The sequence below is a fragment of the Achromobacter ruhlandii genome (assembly GCF_002082135.1).
Lineage (GTDB): Bacteria > Pseudomonadota > Gammaproteobacteria > Burkholderiales > Burkholderiaceae_B > Achromobacter > Achromobacter ruhlandii.
In genome coordinates, this window is the sequence record NZ_CP017433.1 from 2,833,135 (window position 1) to 2,849,753 (window position 16,619).

Here is a 16,619-nt window from a genome sequence, read left to right on the forward strand (position 1 = left end):
GCCGGAGTCAGGCCGAAATGGGCCACGTTTCGTTGACGTGCATGCCCGAGTCCGGCGACAGGCTGCAATTCGCGGACCTGGAGCTGGACCTGCTGCGCTGTCGCGCGTACCGGGATGGCGAGCCGCTGCTGTTGACGCCGAAGGAGTTCGGGCTGCTCGCCATGCTCATGGGCAGGCCGGGCGCGGTGTTCACCAGTTGGCAATTGGCCGAGTCGGTCTGGAAGGCCCGGGCGCCCGGCCTGGGCGCGGGACACGTCAAGTGCCAGGCCGTCGCGATCGCCATGCGCCGCCTGCGCAGGAAGGTCGATGGCGGCAGCCGGCCGCGCTTGCTGCACGTGATCCGCGGCGGCAGCTTCATGCTGGCCGCGGGGCCGCTGTGACGCCGTCGCGCCAATACCGGTGCAGGCCCTTGATGTCGCCCGAGCACAGCAGCGGCATGGCGCCGGCCAGGCTGTCCTCCGTCCAGTCCCACCACTGCATTTCCAGCAGCAGGGCGATGTCGTCGTCGGCAAAGCGCTTCCTGATGGGCTTGGCGGGATTACCTCCGACGATCGTGTAGGGGTCAACGTCCCGGGTGACGAGGGCGCGGCTGCCGATCACGGCGCCGTGGCCGATCGTGATGCCGGGCATGATCATGGCTTCGGAACCGATCCAGACGTCGTTGCCGATGACGGTGTCGCCGGCTTTCCGGAATGCGTCGCGTGCTTGCGCGAACGCCGGCACTTCGCTCATGTAGAAGAACGGGAACGACGACGCCCAGTCGTACCGGTGGCCCTGGTTGCCCGCCATGATGAAGGCGGCGCCCGAGCCGATGGAGCAGAAGCTGCCGATGATCAACTGATCCACGTCGTCGCGGTCCGGCATGAGATAGCGCGCGCAGTCGTCGAACGAGTGGCCGTGGTAATAGCCGGAATAGTAGCTGTAGCGGCCGACCTTGATGTTCCTGTTGGTGACGTCGTCGGAGAGCAGCTTGCCTTTGAAGGGGCTTTCGAAGTGATTGGTCATGAGGGCCTCGGTGGCCGGCTCCGGCTCGCGCGGTGTCGTGGCGGCTGGCGCAGCGGCTTGCAATCGTCGATGATCGCACAATCGCGGGCCGGCGCGCATCGCCTTGCCCGCGCGCGGACCGCGGCGCAGGTGGCGGACACGAGGGCACGGCCGTCGATGGCGGTCGAATCCGATGGATGCAAAACCGTCATTGAAAACATCGTCCTCGCCCGTGCCCGCGCAGGCTTGCGGTATGCTGGGCGCTTTCAACATCGGCCGCCCGCGTTGCGGCCCGTCAGCACGCATGTCCAGACGCACCAACACGGTGGCCGCAACGGTCGAAGGCCCCATCGACGCGATGCGGGTCGCGGTGCCTCTCGTCCGCGGCCAGGTGTGGTTGCGGGTGAACGGCGTGGCGGTCAACGGCACCTTCGATGACCCGGCCGATATCCGCACGCTGCAAGGGTTGCGGCAACAGGCCACGCCGGTGCGCGTCGGCGTGCTCGAAGGCGGACCTGGGGGATTGCGCCACTTTTCCTGGTTGAACGCGGGGCAGGGCCGGGGCATCCCGCCGCGCTACTATGTGGACCAGCGCCGCCGGGGATGGCGCGGCATCGGCATCAGCCTGGCCGTGGCCGCGGTGGCCGGCGCCGGCGCCAGCCTGCTGGACCTGTCATCGTTCGCGCAGGTCCTGTTGCTCGTGCTGGCGCTGACGGTGGCGCTGGTTGCCGTGCTGTTGGCGGGCTTCTCGCTGTACGGCCTATGGGACAACCGGCGGCACCGGGCAGCGATCCTGCGCAGCGAAGCGCTGTACCGCGACTTGCTGCGGACCCCCGTGCGCCATGTCGCGCCGCCAGCGCAAGCGTCCGTCTCGCGCCCGCAAGGCGAGGGCGAGACGCTGATTACCGACGCGGCGCCCGAGATCCTGCTGATACGTGGCGCCCTGGCATCGCTGACGCATGAGGCCAGGCCGTCAATGCGCACGACACCCAGCTATGGCGTCTATCGCTTCCAGGTCGGCGCGCGCCGCTTCATCATGTACGTCGCCGAGAATTTCGGCGACGTGCTGCCGTTCCTGGCCGAGGGCGACCAGGTGGAGGTGGCCGCCTACGCCGGCCACATCGCCGGCGCCGGTCCCGAGCAGTTGGTCTACGGCCTGCGCAACCGGGAAGACGGCCGCGTCTATGTCTGTCACCACTATTTCCGCGCCGCTTTCACCGACATCGCGCCCGTGGGCGTGGGCCTGAGGCAGCGCGTGCCGATGCTGTCTTTGCTGGCGATCCTGCTCCTGGTGTGCTGGCTGGTGGTGGTGGCGGTGCTGTCTTCCTCTGACTCGCCCTCGGGCCGCGAGACGGCGCCCGAACTGGCCGCGGTGACGTTCGTGTTTCTGCTGGCGGCGTGGCTGTGCGTCGCCTTGCCGCTGCTGATTCTGGATACGCGCTGGCGCATGGGCCGGCCGACGCGGCGCCAGCGCATCCTGGAGCGCATCTATCGCGCGTTGGGGCTGGGCACGCCGTTCGCGCCCACGGCGGTGATCGAGGAGGTCTAGGGCGCGGCAAGCGCGTCTGCGAGGTCTCGCGCCGCGCCGCGCAAAAAAACGCGCGTCCCCGGACGGACCCGGAAACGCGCGGCGACAAACCACCCATCCCTTCGCGGAGGCGGGCGTCATCAACGGGAACTTGCGCAAGGGGAATCGACGCGTCCGCGATCAGAAGCGGTGGCGTATCCCCAGATTCACTTCGGTCGCCTTGGCGTTGTCCAGGAACGCCCAGTTGGTCGTGTACGAGGCGACCGCATACAGATCGGTGCGCTTGGACAGGTTGTAGTTGTAGCCCAGGCTGTAGGTGTTGCTGGCCGAGTCGCCGCCGGTGAGCTGCTTGCTGTTCGCGTCCGCCCGCTGCCACGAGGCGAAGGCGCCGCCCGACTTGCCGACCGGGGCCGCCACCGCCAGCATGTACGAATTCGACCGGAAGCCCTTGGAGAACGCATAGGACGGCGTGCCGGTGAAGCCGCCGATGCCGGCGCCGCCGGGCAGGCTCTTGCCGGCGAACCAGCCGTCGGTGAGACGGTTGTACGCCAGCGCCACCTTGAAGACCTCGAAGTCGTACGAGCCGCCGACGATGTACGAGCGCGGCGTCGCGTCGACCTGGCCCTGGCTCAGCTTGTTGGAGGCGTTCAGCTGGTCATAAGTGGCAAAGCCCATCAGCGGACCGTTGTCGTAGCGCAGGCCGGCGGTGATGGCGCGGGTGTTGTCGGCGGTGGCGAAGCCGGTCTGGGCCGTCTTCTGGTCGTCGACGTTGAAGGCGTAGCCGACGGCCGCCTTGAAGCCGCCCATCGACGGCGTCTCGTACACCACCAGGTTGTCGTAGCGCGGGAAGTAGGCCGAGCTGAAGCCGAGGCCGCCGCCGGTGTTCAGCTGGTTGAAGCCGCCGCCGAAGGCGGGCCCGAGCATGCCGCCGAAATAACGCGTGGCGACGTTGTACTGCCGGCCCAGCCGCACTTCGCCCCACTCGGCGCTGCCCAGGCCGACGGTGGCTTCGCGGCCGAACAGGCGGCCGCTCTGCAGCGAATTGCCGTTGCGGCTGTCGAAGCCCGACTCCAGCTGGAAGACCGCGTACAGGCCGTCGCCCAGGTCTTCCTTGCCGCGCAGGCCCCAGCGCGAGCCGGCCGTGGTGCCGGTGGTGGTGCCGAGGCGGCTGCTGTCGATGCTGCTGCGGCGGCCGGTGGCCGGGTCGGTGTAGCTGCCATCGACATTGGCATAGCCGATGCCGGTGTCGATGACGCCATAGAGCGTGACGGACGTTTGCGCGGCCGCCGCGCCGGACAGGGCCGTAGCGGCCGCGGCGACGAATATTCTTTTCATGGATGACTCCGTAGACGGGATGACTCGATTGCGCCACGCGGCGCGGGCTCGGCCAGCGGGCGCGCGGCGAAAGACAGTCTGGGCGCGCCGCTTCGACAGTTCGCGGACATTAAAATGACAATTCCGATCACGCCGCGGCCTGGCCGCCGTCATCATTTCCTGCTAACCGCGCCAGCGCGGCGCGTCACCCAGCGCGTCCCTGCGGCGCGCCATCCGATCCCCTCCGATTCCGCCTGCCCGCATGCGCCTCGCTTCCATTCGCTCCGCGTTTTCCCGTTGTTTTTCCGCCACCGCCGCCGGCCCGCGCCTGGCGCGCGCCTGCGTCGGCCTGTCGCTGGCGCTTGGCGCCAACGCGCACGCCGCCGGTTTCCAGCGCCTGAACCTGCCGATGGACATGAACGGCCCGGCCCTGCAGGGCGGCATCTGGTATCCGTGCGCCGCGCCGCCGCGCGAGGTCGCCATCGGCCGCGTCACCCTCGCGGCAACGCCGGACTGCCCGATGACCGAGGGACGCAAGCCGCTCATCGTCATGTCGCACGGATCGGCCGGCTCGTACCTGGGCCATCACGACACCGCCGCGGCGCTGGCGGACGCCGGCTTCGTGGTGGCGGCGATCAACCACGTCGGCGACAACGCGGTGGACCGCTCGCGACAGGGCTATCTGTCGATCTTCTCGACCCGGCCGCGCGAGATCAAGCGGCTGATCGACTATCTGGCCGGCGCCTGGCCGCAGCGGGCGCAACTGGACGGCGCGGTGGGTTTCTTCGGATTTTCGCGCGGCGGCTACACGGGGCTGGTGCTGGCCGGCGCGACGCCCGATTTCACGCGCGGCCTGGCGCTCTGCGGCGACGAACCGTCACTGCCGATGTGCCGCGACATCCGCGACGGCAAGGTGCCGGCGCAACCCTATGTGAAGGATGCGCGCATCAAGGCGCTGGTCATCGCCGACCCGCTCAACGCCTTCAGCGCCGACGCGCTCAAGGCGGTGTCGGCGCCGGTGCAGTTGTGGGCATCGGCGCTGGGCGGCGACGGCGTCACGCCGGCCAGTGTCGAGGCGGTGCGCCAGGGGTTGCCGGCATCCGAGTTCCACCCGGTGGCTGGCGCCGGGCATTTCGCCTTCCTGGCGCCGTGCTCGGCCGCGCAGGCCGAGGCCATGCCGGAGATCTGCCACGATGCGCCGGGTTTCGACCGCGCGGCGTGGCACCGTGATTTCAACGCGGCGGTGGTCGCGTTCTTCAAGACCGCGTTGCGTTGACCGCCCGGGGACGCGCCGGCCTGCCGGCGTGAGCGGTTGACGGCCGTGCGTCCCGGCGTGCCGGGCGCTAGCGGCGGGCGTCGGCGGCGGCCCGCTTCCTGGCCGCGGCCTTGGGGCCGTCGCGAAACGCCACGTAGCTGCAATAGCGCTGGGAGTCCTTCCTGGCCAGCGCCAGGTACAGCCCCGTCGCCAACATGGCGACACTACACACAAAGCGGTGCAGCCAGATGTCGACCGAGTAGGGCATCAGCGAGGTCGTCAGGTACATGACCAGCACGCCGAATCCCAGCAGCAATACCATCAGCAGCCATCGCGCCCATTCGCTGCCACGGTATAGCCCGGCCAGCAGCAGTCCGGGCACGATCAGCTTGAGCAGGGGCGAGAGCTGGCCGCGCAGCAGCGGCATGAGGTCATAGCTGAGGGTGATCAGCATGCCCGCCAGGACGATGTACCAGAACCGCTGACTGGTAGGCGCGTGGCGCCGCGGAGCTTGCCTTCCTTCACCATTGTTCTGCTGCATGGGGTCTCCTTTTTGGCAAGCGGCCAGTGTAACGTCGTGCCGGCGGCGATGCGGGTAGACTGGCGGCTGGGTACACACCGGAGCACCGCCTTGGCCACCTCGTTGCGCAGATACACCGAGCTTCCCTACCTGATCGATTACCTGCAGACAGGCGAACTGGCGCTGCTCAATCCGAAGGCGTGGGACGACCGCAACGACTCGTTCTACATCGAGGAATACGCCCGCGCCAAGCGCCTGCAGGGCATCTACGCGCTGTGCCTGGCCGAGGCCTCCGAGACCTATCACCACTGGCGCGTGTTCTCGCACGGCAGCGGCGGGGTCTGCATCGAGTTCGACAAGGAAAAGCTGATCGAGCAGGTCAAAGCCGTGCCCGACCTGCGGGCCGAGGCGGTGCAGTACCGCACCATCAAGTCGCTGCGCGAGCAGCCGCCCGTCGAGGCCGACCTGCCGTTCCTCAAGCGCCACGCCTTCCGCGATGAAAAGGAATTCCGCCTGTTCGTCTGCCGCAGGACGCGCGACACGCCGGTGCTGCGCATTCCGGTGGCACCCGCGACCATCAAGCGCGTCACGCTCAGCCCGTGGCTGCCGGCCACCGTGTGCGATCAGGTCAAGAAGGTGCTGAAGTCGATCAAGGGCTGCGAGAAACTGCGCGTGTTCCGCTCGACGCTGGTCGAGAACGAGGATTGGAAGAAATTCGCCAGCGCCGGCCGCAAGGAGCCCGCATGACGGACGGCAACGACAAGATGGCCGCGCAGGCCGCGCTGTCGCCGGCGCAGATCATCGACGCCTTTGAGCGGCTGGGCTGGACGAACAACGACCCCATGGGCCAGGTGTTGCGGCTGCGCCGCGATGACCCGGCGGCGCTGGGGGAACTGGTCACGCGGTTCCTGGATCGCGGCCTCAAGCACGCCACCTTCATCGACGCCGCGCTCGACCTGATGGACGACGCCACTTATGCCGCCACGTTGCGGCAGGCGTGGCAGCGGGCGCTGCGCGGGCCGGCCTCGGAAGGCGTGGCGGAAGTGCTGGATTCAGCCGCGCTGCAATGGCCGCAGCTGTTCGCGGGCCACTGGCCGGCGCTGCTGGCCATGGCGGAAGCCGGCGCGGGCGGCCCGCGTTTCAATATCGACCGGGCGTGGCGCGCGCTGGACGCCGAGACGGCGCGGGCGTGGCTGGCGCAACTGCCGCAGACGATCGAAGCGGATTCCCCGGACCAACTGCGCGCCCGCGCCCTGTTGCACTCGCGCCAGCCGCGGACGGTGTTGCGCGCGTGGCGCCAGGGCTTCGGGGGCGGCGTGGATCCCGACGCCATCTATTGGCTGATGGAAGTGGGCTATGCCGACGACGACGGCCAGGCGCGCGCGCTGCATGGCGAGCAGCCCCTGCACATCCGTTTCGACGCGGCGCAACGCAAGCAGATGACGGCCTCGCAACCCGCGTGGCGGCGCGAGATCCAGCGCCTGCATCCCACCTGGGGTTCGCCGGCGCCGGATCCCGCGTCGCCGATGGCCACCGTGACGGCGGGCCGCATGGGCGGCACGCTCGCGGCCGCCTGCGGCCTGTGCCATGGACCCTTGCATCGCCTGTTGACCTTGCCGCGGCCCGAGGTGGCCGGTATCGATTGCGCCACACCGCTGACGCTGGCCACCTGCCTGTCGTGCCAGGGGTGGGAACAGGACGGCCCGATCCTCTTCTTCCAACACGACGGCGACGGCGCGCCGCAAGCGCATCCGTCGCAGCGCCGGGCCGAGCCGGTGACGCCGGAGTTTCCCGCCGAACCGCTGCGCGAGGCCGACGTGGCCCTGTTCCAGGCCCCGTCGCGCTGGGCCTGGCAGGACTGGGGCGATTCCAACGGCCGCCAGAACCTGAGCCGTGTCGGCGGCCCGCCCAGCTGGGTGCAGTCGGCGGACTACCCCGCCTGTCCGGATTGCGACCAGCGCATGTCGTTCGCGATGCAGCTCGATTCCGACCTGCCGCAGGCGGACGGCGGCGACTGGATGTGGGGCAGCGGCGGCTGCAACTACAGCTTCTGGTGCGGCCACTGCCGCGTCAGCGCGCATCTGTGGCAATGCACCTGAACGTCGCGCCGCCGGCATCAGCCGGGATCCCCGCCGCGCCTTTCACTGCGTACGCGACGCGGACCGCGCGCATGCCTACACCGGCCGGCTGGCCTGCGCGCGCCAGCACTTGACGGGGTCATCGCGCACCAGCGACTGGTGCACGCCGATCCCAGCCATCACGCCCGAGGCGCTGGCCAGCGTGGCATTGCCCATCTGCAGGCTGGCATCGCCCGCGGCGTACACGCCCGGCACCGTGGTCTGCTTGAAATCGTCGACCCGCAGGTAAGGCCCCAGCAAGCCCTCGTCGAAGGCGCAGCCCAGCTGCATTGCCAGCGGGCTGGCCATGTGAACGCGGCTGGCGACGAACAGCGCATTGACCAGCAGGCGGCGGCCATCGGCCAACTGCACCGCGTCGATGCGTGGCGCCGAACCGAGCAACTGCGTCACCGGGGTGCGCTCGATGCGCACGCCGCGGGCGGTCAGCAGCGCGGCCTGTTCGGCGTCCGGCTCGAACTCGCCCTGGGTGAAATAGGTGGTCGTGCCCCAGTCGGGCAGCAGCGCGGCCTGGTGCGAGGACATGGGGTGGGCGGCCAGCACGCCCAGCGGCTGGTCGGCCACTTCATAGCCATGGCAGTAGGGGCAGTGCAGCACCGTCTGGCCCCAGCGTTCGCGCAGGCCCGGCAGCGCGGGCAGTTCGTCGCGCACGCCGATGGCCAGGATCAGGCGGGCGCCGCGCAGTTCGCGGCCATCTTCCATGGTGACGAGAAAGCGCCCCGATTCGCCGGCGGCGCTGGCGGCGGCGCCGTCGATGAAGTCCACGGTGCGGTAGGCGCCCAGTTGGGCGCGCCCGACGGCGACGATCTCGGCCGGCGTCTTGCCGTCCTGGCCCAGGAACCCGTGCGAATGCGCGGCAAAGCGGTTGCGCGGCAGGCCGGCATCCACCAGCGCGATGCGGCGGCGGGCGCGGGCCAGTTGCATGGCGGCCGACAGGCCGGCGAAGCTGCCGCCGATGATGATGGCGTCGTAGCAGGGGGGCAGTTTTTCGGGCTTCATCGCTATCTCGATACTTTAAAAGTTGCATGATACGGCGATCCCGCCCGGTCACGCAACTTATAATGTTTCAAACCATGAACCAGGAGTCTTTCCATGCGCAGCGATAACCGCCTGTCCCGCATGCTGCACGTGCTGCTGCACATGGCGGAGCAGGACGCGCCGCTGACCTCCGAGACCATCGGCAAGATGCTCAACACCAATCCCGTGGTGGTGCGGCGCATGATGTCCGGCCTGCGCGAGCGCGGCTATGTGCAATCGGAAAAGGGCCACGGCGGCGGCTGGGTGCTGACGCGCCCGTTGTCCGAGCTGAGCTTGCTGGACGTCTACCAGGCGCTGGGCGAGCCGCCGATCTTCGCGCTCGGGCTGGACCAGAGCGAACCGAAGTGCCTGGTGGAGCAGGCCGTCAACGCCGGGCTGGAAGGCGCGATGGCCGAGTCGCGCCGGCTGCTGCTGGAACGCTTCGCGACGATCCGTATTGACCAGCTGGCGCGGGACTTCCAGGAACGGCTCAAGCTGCATCCGCACCGCACGGAGCGCTAGCGGGTAGAGCGGCGGTGTATCCTCGCAATCGTGCCGTGTCCGCATCCCGGACGCCGGCCCGCGCCAGAGAACACGGACGGCGGCCACCCGCGCCAGTCCGGCACTGCCCGACCAGGAGACATCGAACATGCTATTGACCGAAGAACAGCTCAGCGTGCAGGACATGGCGCGCCGTTTCGCCCAGGAACGCCTGGCGCCGAATTCCGAACGCTGGGACCGCGAACACCACTATCCGGCCGACGCCATCCGCGAGATGGCCGACCTGGGTTTCTTCGGCATGCTGGTGCCGGAGGAATGGGACGGCAACGCCAGCGGCTACCTGTCGTACGCGGTGGCGCTCGAAGAGATCGCGGCGGGCAATGGCGCCTGCTCGACCATCATGAGCGTGCACAACTCGGTCGCCTGCATGCCGATCCTGAAGTACGGCAGCGACGCGCAGAAGGACCAGTTCCTGCGGCCGCTGGCCACCGGCGCGGCCATCGGCGGTTTCGCCCTGACCGAACCGCAGGCCGGCTCCGACGCCAGCAGCCTGCGCACCCGCGCGGTGCGCGACGGCGACCACTACGTGCTCAACGGCGCCAAGCAGTTCATCACCTCGGGCCGCACCGGGCAGCTCGTGATCGTGTTCGCGGTGACCGATCCGCAGGCCGGCAAGCGCGGCATCTCGGCCTTCATCGTGCCGACCGACACCCCGGGCTACCAGGTGGTGCGGGTCGAGGACAAGCTCGGCCAGCATCTGTCCGACACCTGCCAGATCGCCTTCGAGGACATGCGCATTCCCGCCGCGTGGCGGCTGGGCGAGGAGGGGGAGGGCTACAAGATCGCGCTGTCGAACCTGGAGGGCGGCCGCATCGGCATCGCTTCGCAGTCGGTCGGCATGGCGCGCGCGGCGTTCGAATGCGCGCGCGACTACGCCCGTGACCGCCAGGCCTTCGGCAAACCCATCATGGAGCACCAGGCGGTGTCGTTCCGGCTGGCCGACATGGCCACGCAGATCCACGCGGCGCGGCAGATGGTGCTGCACGCGGCGGCGCTGCGCGAGGCCGGCAGGCCGGCGCTGACCGAGGCCTCGATGGCCAAGCTGTTCGCCTCCGAGATGGCCGAGAAGGTCTGCTCGGCCGCCATCCAGACGCTGGGCGGCTATGGCTACCTGGCCGACTTCCCGGTGGAGCGCATCTACCGCGATGTGCGCGTGTGCCAGATCTACGAAGGCACCAGCGACATCCAGCGGCTGGTGATCGCGCGCGCTTTGTAGAACGGCGCGAGGCGCGGGCGGGGGCCGCCGAGGCGGGCGGCCCGCAGGCGTCGGCGGCCTGGTTGACGCCGTGCACCGGCAGGGCCTGCCGGGGTATCAGTCCAACAGGGCCTGCACCACGGCCTGCGCCGGCGCTTCCAGCGGCTGCTCGCGTTGCAACCGCGCGATCTTTTCCTCGAACTCGCCCGCCACGTCCGGCCGCACCTTCTTCATGGCGCGCACCGTCTGCGCCAGCAGCAGGCGCGCGTTGACGCTGCGCGGGAAGTCCAGGCACTGGCGCAGGTTGCCGTCAATGATCTCGCGTTCGCCATTGAGCTGGCCCGGCTGGTCCGGGTCGGCGCCGTTGCAGCGCACCGCCAGCAACTGTTCCAGGCGCAACAGGTAGTACGGGAAGGCGGCGCCGTCCGGCACCGTGTAGTTGGCGGGTGCCGCCAGCGGCGCCTGCGCGGTGGCGCGGCCGACCAGCGCCACCAGGTCCTCGGTCAGGCGCTGGATCGCGGCGGTCGGATCGGCCATCGGGAATTCGGCCGACAGCGCGCCGATGCACTCGGCGTCCTCGGTGCGCACCAGGCGCACCTCGGCGCGCCACGGCTCGGCCACGGTGACCAGGTGCGAGATCACCACGTAATCGCTTTGCGCCTCGCATTGCTGCGCGTAGCCGATGGCGTCGGTGTCGTCCCAGGCCGCGCCGCTCAGCAGGAAGCCGGGATGCGGCTCGGTCAGCCACGGCACCAGCGTCTGCGTGCGCAGGCCGCAGCGCAGCGCCAGTTGTTCGTTGAAGTACAGCGGCAGCGCGCGGCTCAGGCGGCCGGTGGCGTCGGCCAGTTGCCGCTCGGCGCCTTCGGGCGCGTCGCCGATCTCGGCCGAGCCGCCCAGGAACGACACCAGCGGACAGTCGGGCGTCACCGGCGTGAACAGCGCCGCCGCGGGCGAATCGGGCGTCAGCCAGACCGGGCCGCGGCCCAGCAGCATCGCCAGCCGCATCTGCGCCGGTTCGGTGGCGCCGTCACCCAGCGCGGCCCGCGCCAGTTCGGTGTCCCAATAGGCCAGGTTGTCCTTCCAGTCGGGGCGCTGCTGCGCGTAGAGCTGGTCGAGGATGGCGCGGGCCTCGTCGTGGCGGCCCAGTTCGACGCAGGCGCGGATCAGGTTGTTGCCGACCTGGATGCCGTGGTGGGCGGCCTCGAAGCGCGGCCCGGCCAGTTGCACGATCGGCTCGATCGCGCCGGCGTTGCCCAGGTCGCCGCTCATCTGCGCCAGCAGGTCGGCGGGCGCGGGCGTGCCGGCGCGGGCGAGCGATTCTTCATACATGGCGAGCGCGCCGGACAGGTTGTGCGAGCCCAGCTCACCGTGCGCCAGCCACAGTTGCGCGCGCCAGCTGCCGGGCAGGGCGGCGACCTTGCGCATGGCGGCCACGCCGGCGGCGTCGCCGCCGTGTTCGCGGTGGATCGCCTCGTACCAGCCCAGGCCGTTGTCCTGGTTGGGATCCAGCTCCAGCGCATGCCACAGCGTGGCCAGGGCGCCGGCCTCGTCGCCGCGCTCGTCCTGGATCTTGGCCAGGTTGGTCAGGACAATGCCGGTCTCGCCGTGCGCGGCCATGAAATCGCGCAGCACGCGTTCGGCGTCGTCGAGCCGGCCGGTCTTCATGTATACGATGGCCTGCAGCACCACGCCGCGCTCGGCACCGGGTTGCAGTTCGGCCAGGCGGTCGGCGGGCTTGACCATTTCATCGATGAAGCCGTCGCCGAGCGACTGGATGATCAGGCCGGCGAGCGCGTCGGCGTCGTCCCAGTGGCGCTCGATGGCGCCGGCCAGCACGTTGTCGCGCCACTGGTCGCGCGGCACGAAAATCTCGCGGCCGTAGGCGTCGTAGGCGCGGATCATGTCGGCCTCCTGCGGCGCCTGTGTGTCCGAGGCCGCCGTATCGGCGGGCTGCGGCGCGGGCTGATTGGCGTGCGCGTCGGCGGGAGCGGCTTGCTCGCCGAGCAGTTTCTTCAGAAAGCTCATCGGGTCGGTTCCTAGGTTCGGGCGCCCGCCGCGCGGACGCGGCGGGCAAGGCGGCGACGCGCCCAGAGGGTGTAGATGACGAGGTTGCCGGCGACCAGCAGCAGCGCCAGCGCGACCTGGACGCCGCGCGTCAGGCCGTCCGGGTAGATCAGCGCCAGAATGTAGTGCTCGATGAAGCCGCCGGCATAGCCTTGCTGGCCCGCCTGCTGGCGCAGCGACACTTCCAGCGGCGTCAGCGGGCAGATCCAGCCCATGCCGATGACCATCGCGCCCCAGGCCAGCGCCGGCAGGTGCAAGTAGGCCAGGCGCCAGCGCCACAGCGCCAGCAGGCCGCCGAACACCACGAAGGCGACGAACAGGCCGTGAATGATCAGGACGGCGTCGGCCAGCAGGCAAGGGATCATGCGGGCATTCCTCCGGTGGGCATCCGCTCTTGTCGGGGCGACGGGGCCGACGCGTCCGTGGCGACGGGCGGAAGGGGCGCCGGGCGCGGATGGCGCCGGCGCCGGTCGTCAGGGTTTCAGGTCGCGCAGCAGCTTGGCCAGTTCCGGCGCGGTCATCAGCGACACGCCCTCGGCGCGGGCGTATTGCAGGGCGTTGTCGGATACTTCGCCCAACGCGATGTAGATGGCTTCGCGCGCGCCGCGCTTTTCCCGCGCCGCCTGCAGTTCGCGCAGCGGCTCGACGCCGACCCGCGCGGCCTTCCAGCGCTTGGCGCTGACCATGGCGACGTGGCCGTCCTTGGTCAAGGCGAAATCGGCGCCGGGGCCGTGCAGCCGTTCGACCTCGCAGCCATCGCGGCGAAAGCCGGCCTCGACCGTGGCGGCGAACTGCTGCCACGACATGGCCGCGGCGGCCTGCGCCACGGCCTCGACGCGGGCGCCCGACGGCGCGCGCAACTGCTTGTAGGCCGCCATGATGGCGATCACCGCGAACGGCACGGCGGCGAACACGCCCATGGCCGCATACTCCAGCGGCAGCGCGGCGAACCCGCCCACCGACAGCAGCAGCGCCACGCCGGCGCTCATCCACCACGGCGAGCGCAGCAGCACCGCGAAGATGGAGTTCTGCGACATCTTGAACTTCATGACGCGCGCACCACGATACGCACGTCGCCGCAGGTGACGATCTGGCCGGGACGGATCTTGGCCGTCTTGCGCGTTTCGACCACGCCGCCCACGCTCACGTGGCCTTCGGCCACCAGCATCTTGCCGGCGCCGCCGCTGTCGCAGACGCCGGTGGCCTTGAGCAGCTGATTGACTTCAATAAAAGGGCTGCCTTCGGCAAGCGTGAATTCGATGATGGGCATGGAACAGACGGGCGTTGAATGGAGATCGGGTGGTTCAGGCCTGGCCGCCGGGGGCGTTGCCGCCAGCGGGCGGGGCCGGCGGCGCGGGGGGCATGGGCGGCACGTCGGCCGGCGCCACGGGGCGGTCGCTGGGGGTTTCGGCGCGCGCCATCCAGGCAATCAGCGACGAGCGCATGGCTTCCTCGACCGACATCTGGATCGGCTGCACCCATTCCTGCGGCACGAACACGGTATAGCCCCCGATCATATAGCCCATCGGCAGGTACACGGCCACGCGGTCGCCCTGCGTGAAGCCCTCCGGCAGACCTTCCAGGTTGCGGCGCGTCACCAGCCCGACCAGCTCCAGCTGCTGGCCCGGGATGCGCAGGATCACGACCTGCTGGGCGGTGGCCTTGGAGCTGGGCGAGAAGTAGTCGGCGAAGCTCTTGAGCGACGAGTAGATGCTCTTGACCACCGGCAGGTTGGTGAATGGCATTTCCAACAGCGCCATCACGCGCTTGACGCGCTCCTTGGACACCAGGTAGCCGATCGCCAGGATGCCCAGGATGCCCAGCAGCAGCCCCAGGCCGGGAAAGTAGAAGCCGCCGATGAACGGGCGCAGGAAGGTCAGCGCCACCGCCTCGGTCCAGGCCAGGAAGATGTAGAGCAGGTAGATCGTCAGCGCCAGCGGCAGCACGGTGATCAGGCCGCGGAAGAAGTACTTGTAGAGACGGGTCATAGTCATGAAGCCAGGAAATCGGGGTCGGGTCCTGCGCGCCGGCGGACCGGAAGGGCCGAAAGCATAGCAGCAGGCGGCGCAAAGTCCGGTAACAAGACGCGGGAATTGCTACCGGTCAACGGGCAGGTATAGCGTCTCCTTGATCTCCTCCATCACCACATAACTGCGCGATTCGGCCGACGCGGGCAGGCGCTTGAGGATCTCGCCAAGAAGACGGCGGTATTCATTCATCTCGGTCAGGCGGGCCTTGACCAGGTAGTCGAAGTCGCCCGACACCAGGTGGCACTCCATGACCTCGGGCACATACAGCAGCTCTTTCTTGACCTTGTCGAACACGTCGCCGGACTTGGCCGAAAGCTTGATCTCCAGGAACACCAGCAGGTTCTTGCCGAGCGCCGCCGGGTTGACGCGCGCATGGTAACCGGAGATCACGCCTTCACGCTCCATGCGCTTGATGCGGTCGGAGCAGGGCGTGGCCGACAGGTTGACGCGCTCGGCCAGTTCCGTGACGGAAATACGGCCTTCCCGCTGCAGGATATCCAGGATTTTCAGGTCGATACGGTCGAGATCGCGCATTTCACTTCTGGCGGTCGAAAAAAGGCGCTGGGCCGGGAAAAACCACTGCCGAATAAAAATCTTCAGTGATTTTCACTGTGATGAGGCTCATAGACTACCGAAATTCCTGACCAAATCCAAACTTCGGAACGAATCATGCACGTCATCGTCCTCGGCAGCGGCGTCATCGGCACCACCACCGCTTATTACCTGGCCCGCCAGGGGGCCAAAGTGACGGTGCTGGACCGCCAGCCCGGCGCCGCCCAGGAGACCAGCTACGCCAACGCCGGCCAGGTGTCGCCGGGCTATTCCACGCCCTGGGCCGCGCCCGGCATTCCGCTGAAGGCCATCAAGTGGCTGTTCAAGAAGCACGCGCCGCTGGCGATCCGCCTGGACGGCAGCCTTTACCAGCTCAAGTGGATGGCGGCGATGCTGGCCAACTGTTCGGCCGAGCGCTACGCGGTCAACAAGGAACGCATGCTGCGCCTGGCCGAATACAGCCGCGACTGCCTGCGCGAACTGCGCGCCGACACCGGCATCCATTATGAAGAGCGCACCCGCGGCACGCTGCAACTGTTCCGCACCGAGGCCCAGATGGAAGCCGCGCGCCGCGACATCGCGGTGCTGGAAGAGGTCGGCGTGCCCTACGAGCTGCTGGACCGCAACCGCCTGGTGAGCGCCGAGCCGGCGCTGGCGCGCTCGCTGCACAAGCTGGCCGGCGGCCTGCGCCTGCCCAACGACGAGACCGGCGACTGCCGCCTGTTCACCACCCGCCTGGCCGCGATGGCCGCGGCGCTGGGCGTGGAGTTCCGCTACAACCAGTCCGTCACGGGCCTGAACACCGCCGGCGGGCAGGTGACCGGCGTGCGTGTCGGCAACGAGGTGCTGACGGCCGACCGCTACGTCGCCGCCTTCGGCAGCTACACCCGCGGCTTCCTGGAGCCGCTCGGCCTGGACCTGCCGGTGTACCCGGTCAAGGGCTATTCGCTGACCATCCCTATGAAGGACGAGGCCGCCGCGCCGGTCTCCACCATCCTGGACGAGACCTACAAGATCGCCGTCACCCGCTTTGACGACCGCATCCGCGTCGGCGGCATGGCCGAGCTGTCGGGCTTCGACCTGCGCCTGAAGGACGCGCGCCGCAAGACGCTGGAACTGGTGGTCAACGATCTGTTCCCCGGCAGCGGCGACGTGGCCCGCGCCGAGTTCTGGACCGGCTTGCGCCCCATGACGCCGGACAGCACGCCCGTGGTCGGCCCGACCCGCTACGGCAACCTGTTCCTGAACACCGGCCACGGCACGCTGGGTTGGACCATGGCCTGCGGCTCCGGCAAGCTGGTGGCCGACCAGGTGCTGGGCCAGCGGCCGCAGATCCGTACCGACGGCCTGGCGCTGTCGCGCTACGACCGCCAGGCCTCGGCCGAGCGGCCGCTGGTGCTGGACGGCAAGGGCGCCTGATTCCGGCCTGTTTTCCGAACCCGTTTCCTCCCGCGCCGGCCACAA

At 69.2% G+C, this 16,619-nt stretch carries 18 protein-coding genes; 8 read left to right on the forward strand and 10 right to left on the reverse strand.

The features are described from left to right. Window positions 1–17 precede the first annotated feature (17 nt). Complete coding sequence (locus tag AruCF_RS12780) at window positions 18–380, forward strand: winged helix-turn-helix domain-containing protein (RefSeq protein ID WP_049073421.1); 363 nt, start codon at window positions 18–20, stop codon at window positions 378–380. Here the strand turns inward: AruCF_RS12780 and catB are convergent. Next, window positions 355–1,005: a type B chloramphenicol O-acetyltransferase gene (catB, locus tag AruCF_RS12785; protein ID WP_049073422.1), complete on the reverse strand. Its 651-nt coding sequence runs from the start codon at window positions 1,003–1,005 to the stop codon at window positions 355–357. The two genes, AruCF_RS12780 and catB, sit on opposite strands and share 26 nt — an antisense overlap. A gap of 283 nt (window positions 1,006–1,288) precedes the next feature. Between catB and AruCF_RS12790 the strand changes: the two genes are divergently transcribed. Next, the gene (locus AruCF_RS12790; protein WP_049077745.1) at window positions 1,289–2,533 is read left to right on the forward strand and encodes a hypothetical protein; all 1,245 of its coding nucleotides are present in this window, start codon (window positions 1,289–1,291) and stop codon (window positions 2,531–2,533) included. Window positions 2,534–2,692: 159 nt separating this feature from the next. Here AruCF_RS12790 and AruCF_RS12795 read toward each other — a convergent pair whose 3' ends face one another. Then, window positions 2,693–3,847, reverse strand: a complete 1,155-nt coding sequence (locus AruCF_RS12795) for a porin (RefSeq protein WP_049073423.1) — start codon at window positions 3,845–3,847, stop codon at window positions 2,693–2,695. A gap of 241 nt (window positions 3,848–4,088) precedes the next feature. Here AruCF_RS12795 and AruCF_RS12800 point away from each other — a divergent pair, with 241 nt between their 5' ends. Further along, window positions 4,089–5,102, forward strand: coding sequence for an alpha/beta hydrolase family protein (locus tag AruCF_RS12800; RefSeq protein ID WP_144419125.1), 1,014 nt, complete (start codon window positions 4,089–4,091; stop codon window positions 5,100–5,102). Window positions 5,103–5,169: 67 nt separating this feature from the next. Here the strand turns inward: AruCF_RS12800 and AruCF_RS12805 are convergent, their stop codons facing one another. After that, entirely contained in the window at window positions 5,170–5,622 is a 453-nt protein-coding gene (locus AruCF_RS12805; RefSeq protein WP_049073424.1) for a hypothetical protein, read from the reverse strand. Window positions 5,623–5,712: 90 nt separating this feature from the next. Here AruCF_RS12805 and AruCF_RS12810 point away from each other — a divergent pair, with 90 nt between their 5' ends. Then, window positions 5,713–6,348, forward strand: coding sequence for a DUF2971 domain-containing protein (locus AruCF_RS12810; RefSeq protein WP_211485586.1), 636 nt, complete (start codon window positions 5,713–5,715; stop codon window positions 6,346–6,348). Then, entirely contained in the window at window positions 6,345–7,700 is a 1,356-nt protein-coding gene (locus tag AruCF_RS12815) for a hypothetical protein (RefSeq protein WP_080977406.1), read from the forward strand. The genes AruCF_RS12810 and AruCF_RS12815 overlap by 4 nt, the downstream gene beginning before the upstream one ends. Before the next feature lie 75 nt (window positions 7,701–7,775). Here the strand turns inward: AruCF_RS12815 and AruCF_RS12820 are convergent, their stop codons facing one another. After that, on the reverse strand, window positions 7,776–8,735 hold the full coding sequence (locus tag AruCF_RS12820; RefSeq protein WP_049073426.1) for an NAD(P)/FAD-dependent oxidoreductase: 960 nt from the start codon (window positions 8,733–8,735) through the stop codon (window positions 7,776–7,778). Between the two features lie 93 nt (window positions 8,736–8,828). On the opposite strand from AruCF_RS12820, the gene AruCF_RS12825 reads away from it, so the two are divergent. Together AruCF_RS12825 and AruCF_RS12830 are read left to right on the forward strand one after the other, a co-directional pair. Continuing rightward, window positions 8,829–9,275: an Rrf2 family transcriptional regulator gene (locus tag AruCF_RS12825; RefSeq protein WP_049073427.1), complete on the forward strand. Its 447-nt coding sequence runs from the start codon at window positions 8,829–8,831 to the stop codon at window positions 9,273–9,275. Between the two features lie 127 nt (window positions 9,276–9,402). Beyond that, window positions 9,403–10,530, forward strand: a complete 1,128-nt coding sequence (locus tag AruCF_RS12830) for an acyl-CoA dehydrogenase family protein (protein WP_006385295.1) — start codon at window positions 9,403–9,405, stop codon at window positions 10,528–10,530. A gap of 96 nt (window positions 10,531–10,626) precedes the next feature. On the opposite strand, the gene AruCF_RS29635 is transcribed toward AruCF_RS12830, so the two are convergent. From AruCF_RS29635 to AruCF_RS12860, 6 genes are all read right to left on the reverse strand, one after another. Continuing rightward, entirely contained in the window at window positions 10,627–12,534 is a 1,908-nt protein-coding gene (locus AruCF_RS29635; protein WP_174655157.1) for a tetratricopeptide repeat protein, read from the reverse strand. Window positions 12,535–12,545: 11 nt separating this feature from the next. Then, window positions 12,546–12,938, reverse strand: a complete 393-nt coding sequence (locus AruCF_RS12840; protein ID WP_049073428.1) for a DUF2784 domain-containing protein — start codon at window positions 12,936–12,938, stop codon at window positions 12,546–12,548. 108 nt (window positions 12,939–13,046) lie between these two features. Further along, window positions 13,047–13,622, reverse strand: coding sequence for a restriction endonuclease (locus AruCF_RS12845; protein WP_049073429.1), 576 nt, complete (start codon window positions 13,620–13,622; stop codon window positions 13,047–13,049). Further along, complete coding sequence (locus tag AruCF_RS12850) at window positions 13,619–13,843, reverse strand: RNA-binding S4 domain-containing protein (RefSeq protein ID WP_049073430.1); 225 nt, start codon at window positions 13,841–13,843, stop codon at window positions 13,619–13,621. Before AruCF_RS12850 ends, AruCF_RS12845 begins: the two co-directional genes overlap by 4 nt. Before the next feature lie 34 nt (window positions 13,844–13,877). Beyond that, window positions 13,878–14,561: a DUF502 domain-containing protein gene (locus tag AruCF_RS12855; protein WP_054417496.1), complete on the reverse strand. Its 684-nt coding sequence runs from the start codon at window positions 14,559–14,561 to the stop codon at window positions 13,878–13,880. Window positions 14,562–14,669: 108 nt separating this feature from the next. Further along, on the reverse strand, window positions 14,670–15,137 hold the full coding sequence (locus tag AruCF_RS12860) for an Lrp/AsnC ligand binding domain-containing protein (protein ID WP_049073431.1): 468 nt from the start codon (window positions 15,135–15,137) through the stop codon (window positions 14,670–14,672). A 135-nt stretch (window positions 15,138–15,272) separates the two neighbouring features. Here AruCF_RS12860 and AruCF_RS12865 point away from each other — a divergent pair, with 135 nt between their 5' ends. Then, entirely contained in the window at window positions 15,273–16,574 is a 1,302-nt protein-coding gene (locus AruCF_RS12865) for a D-amino acid dehydrogenase (RefSeq protein ID WP_049073432.1), read from the forward strand. Window positions 16,575–16,619: the final 45 nt, after the last annotated feature.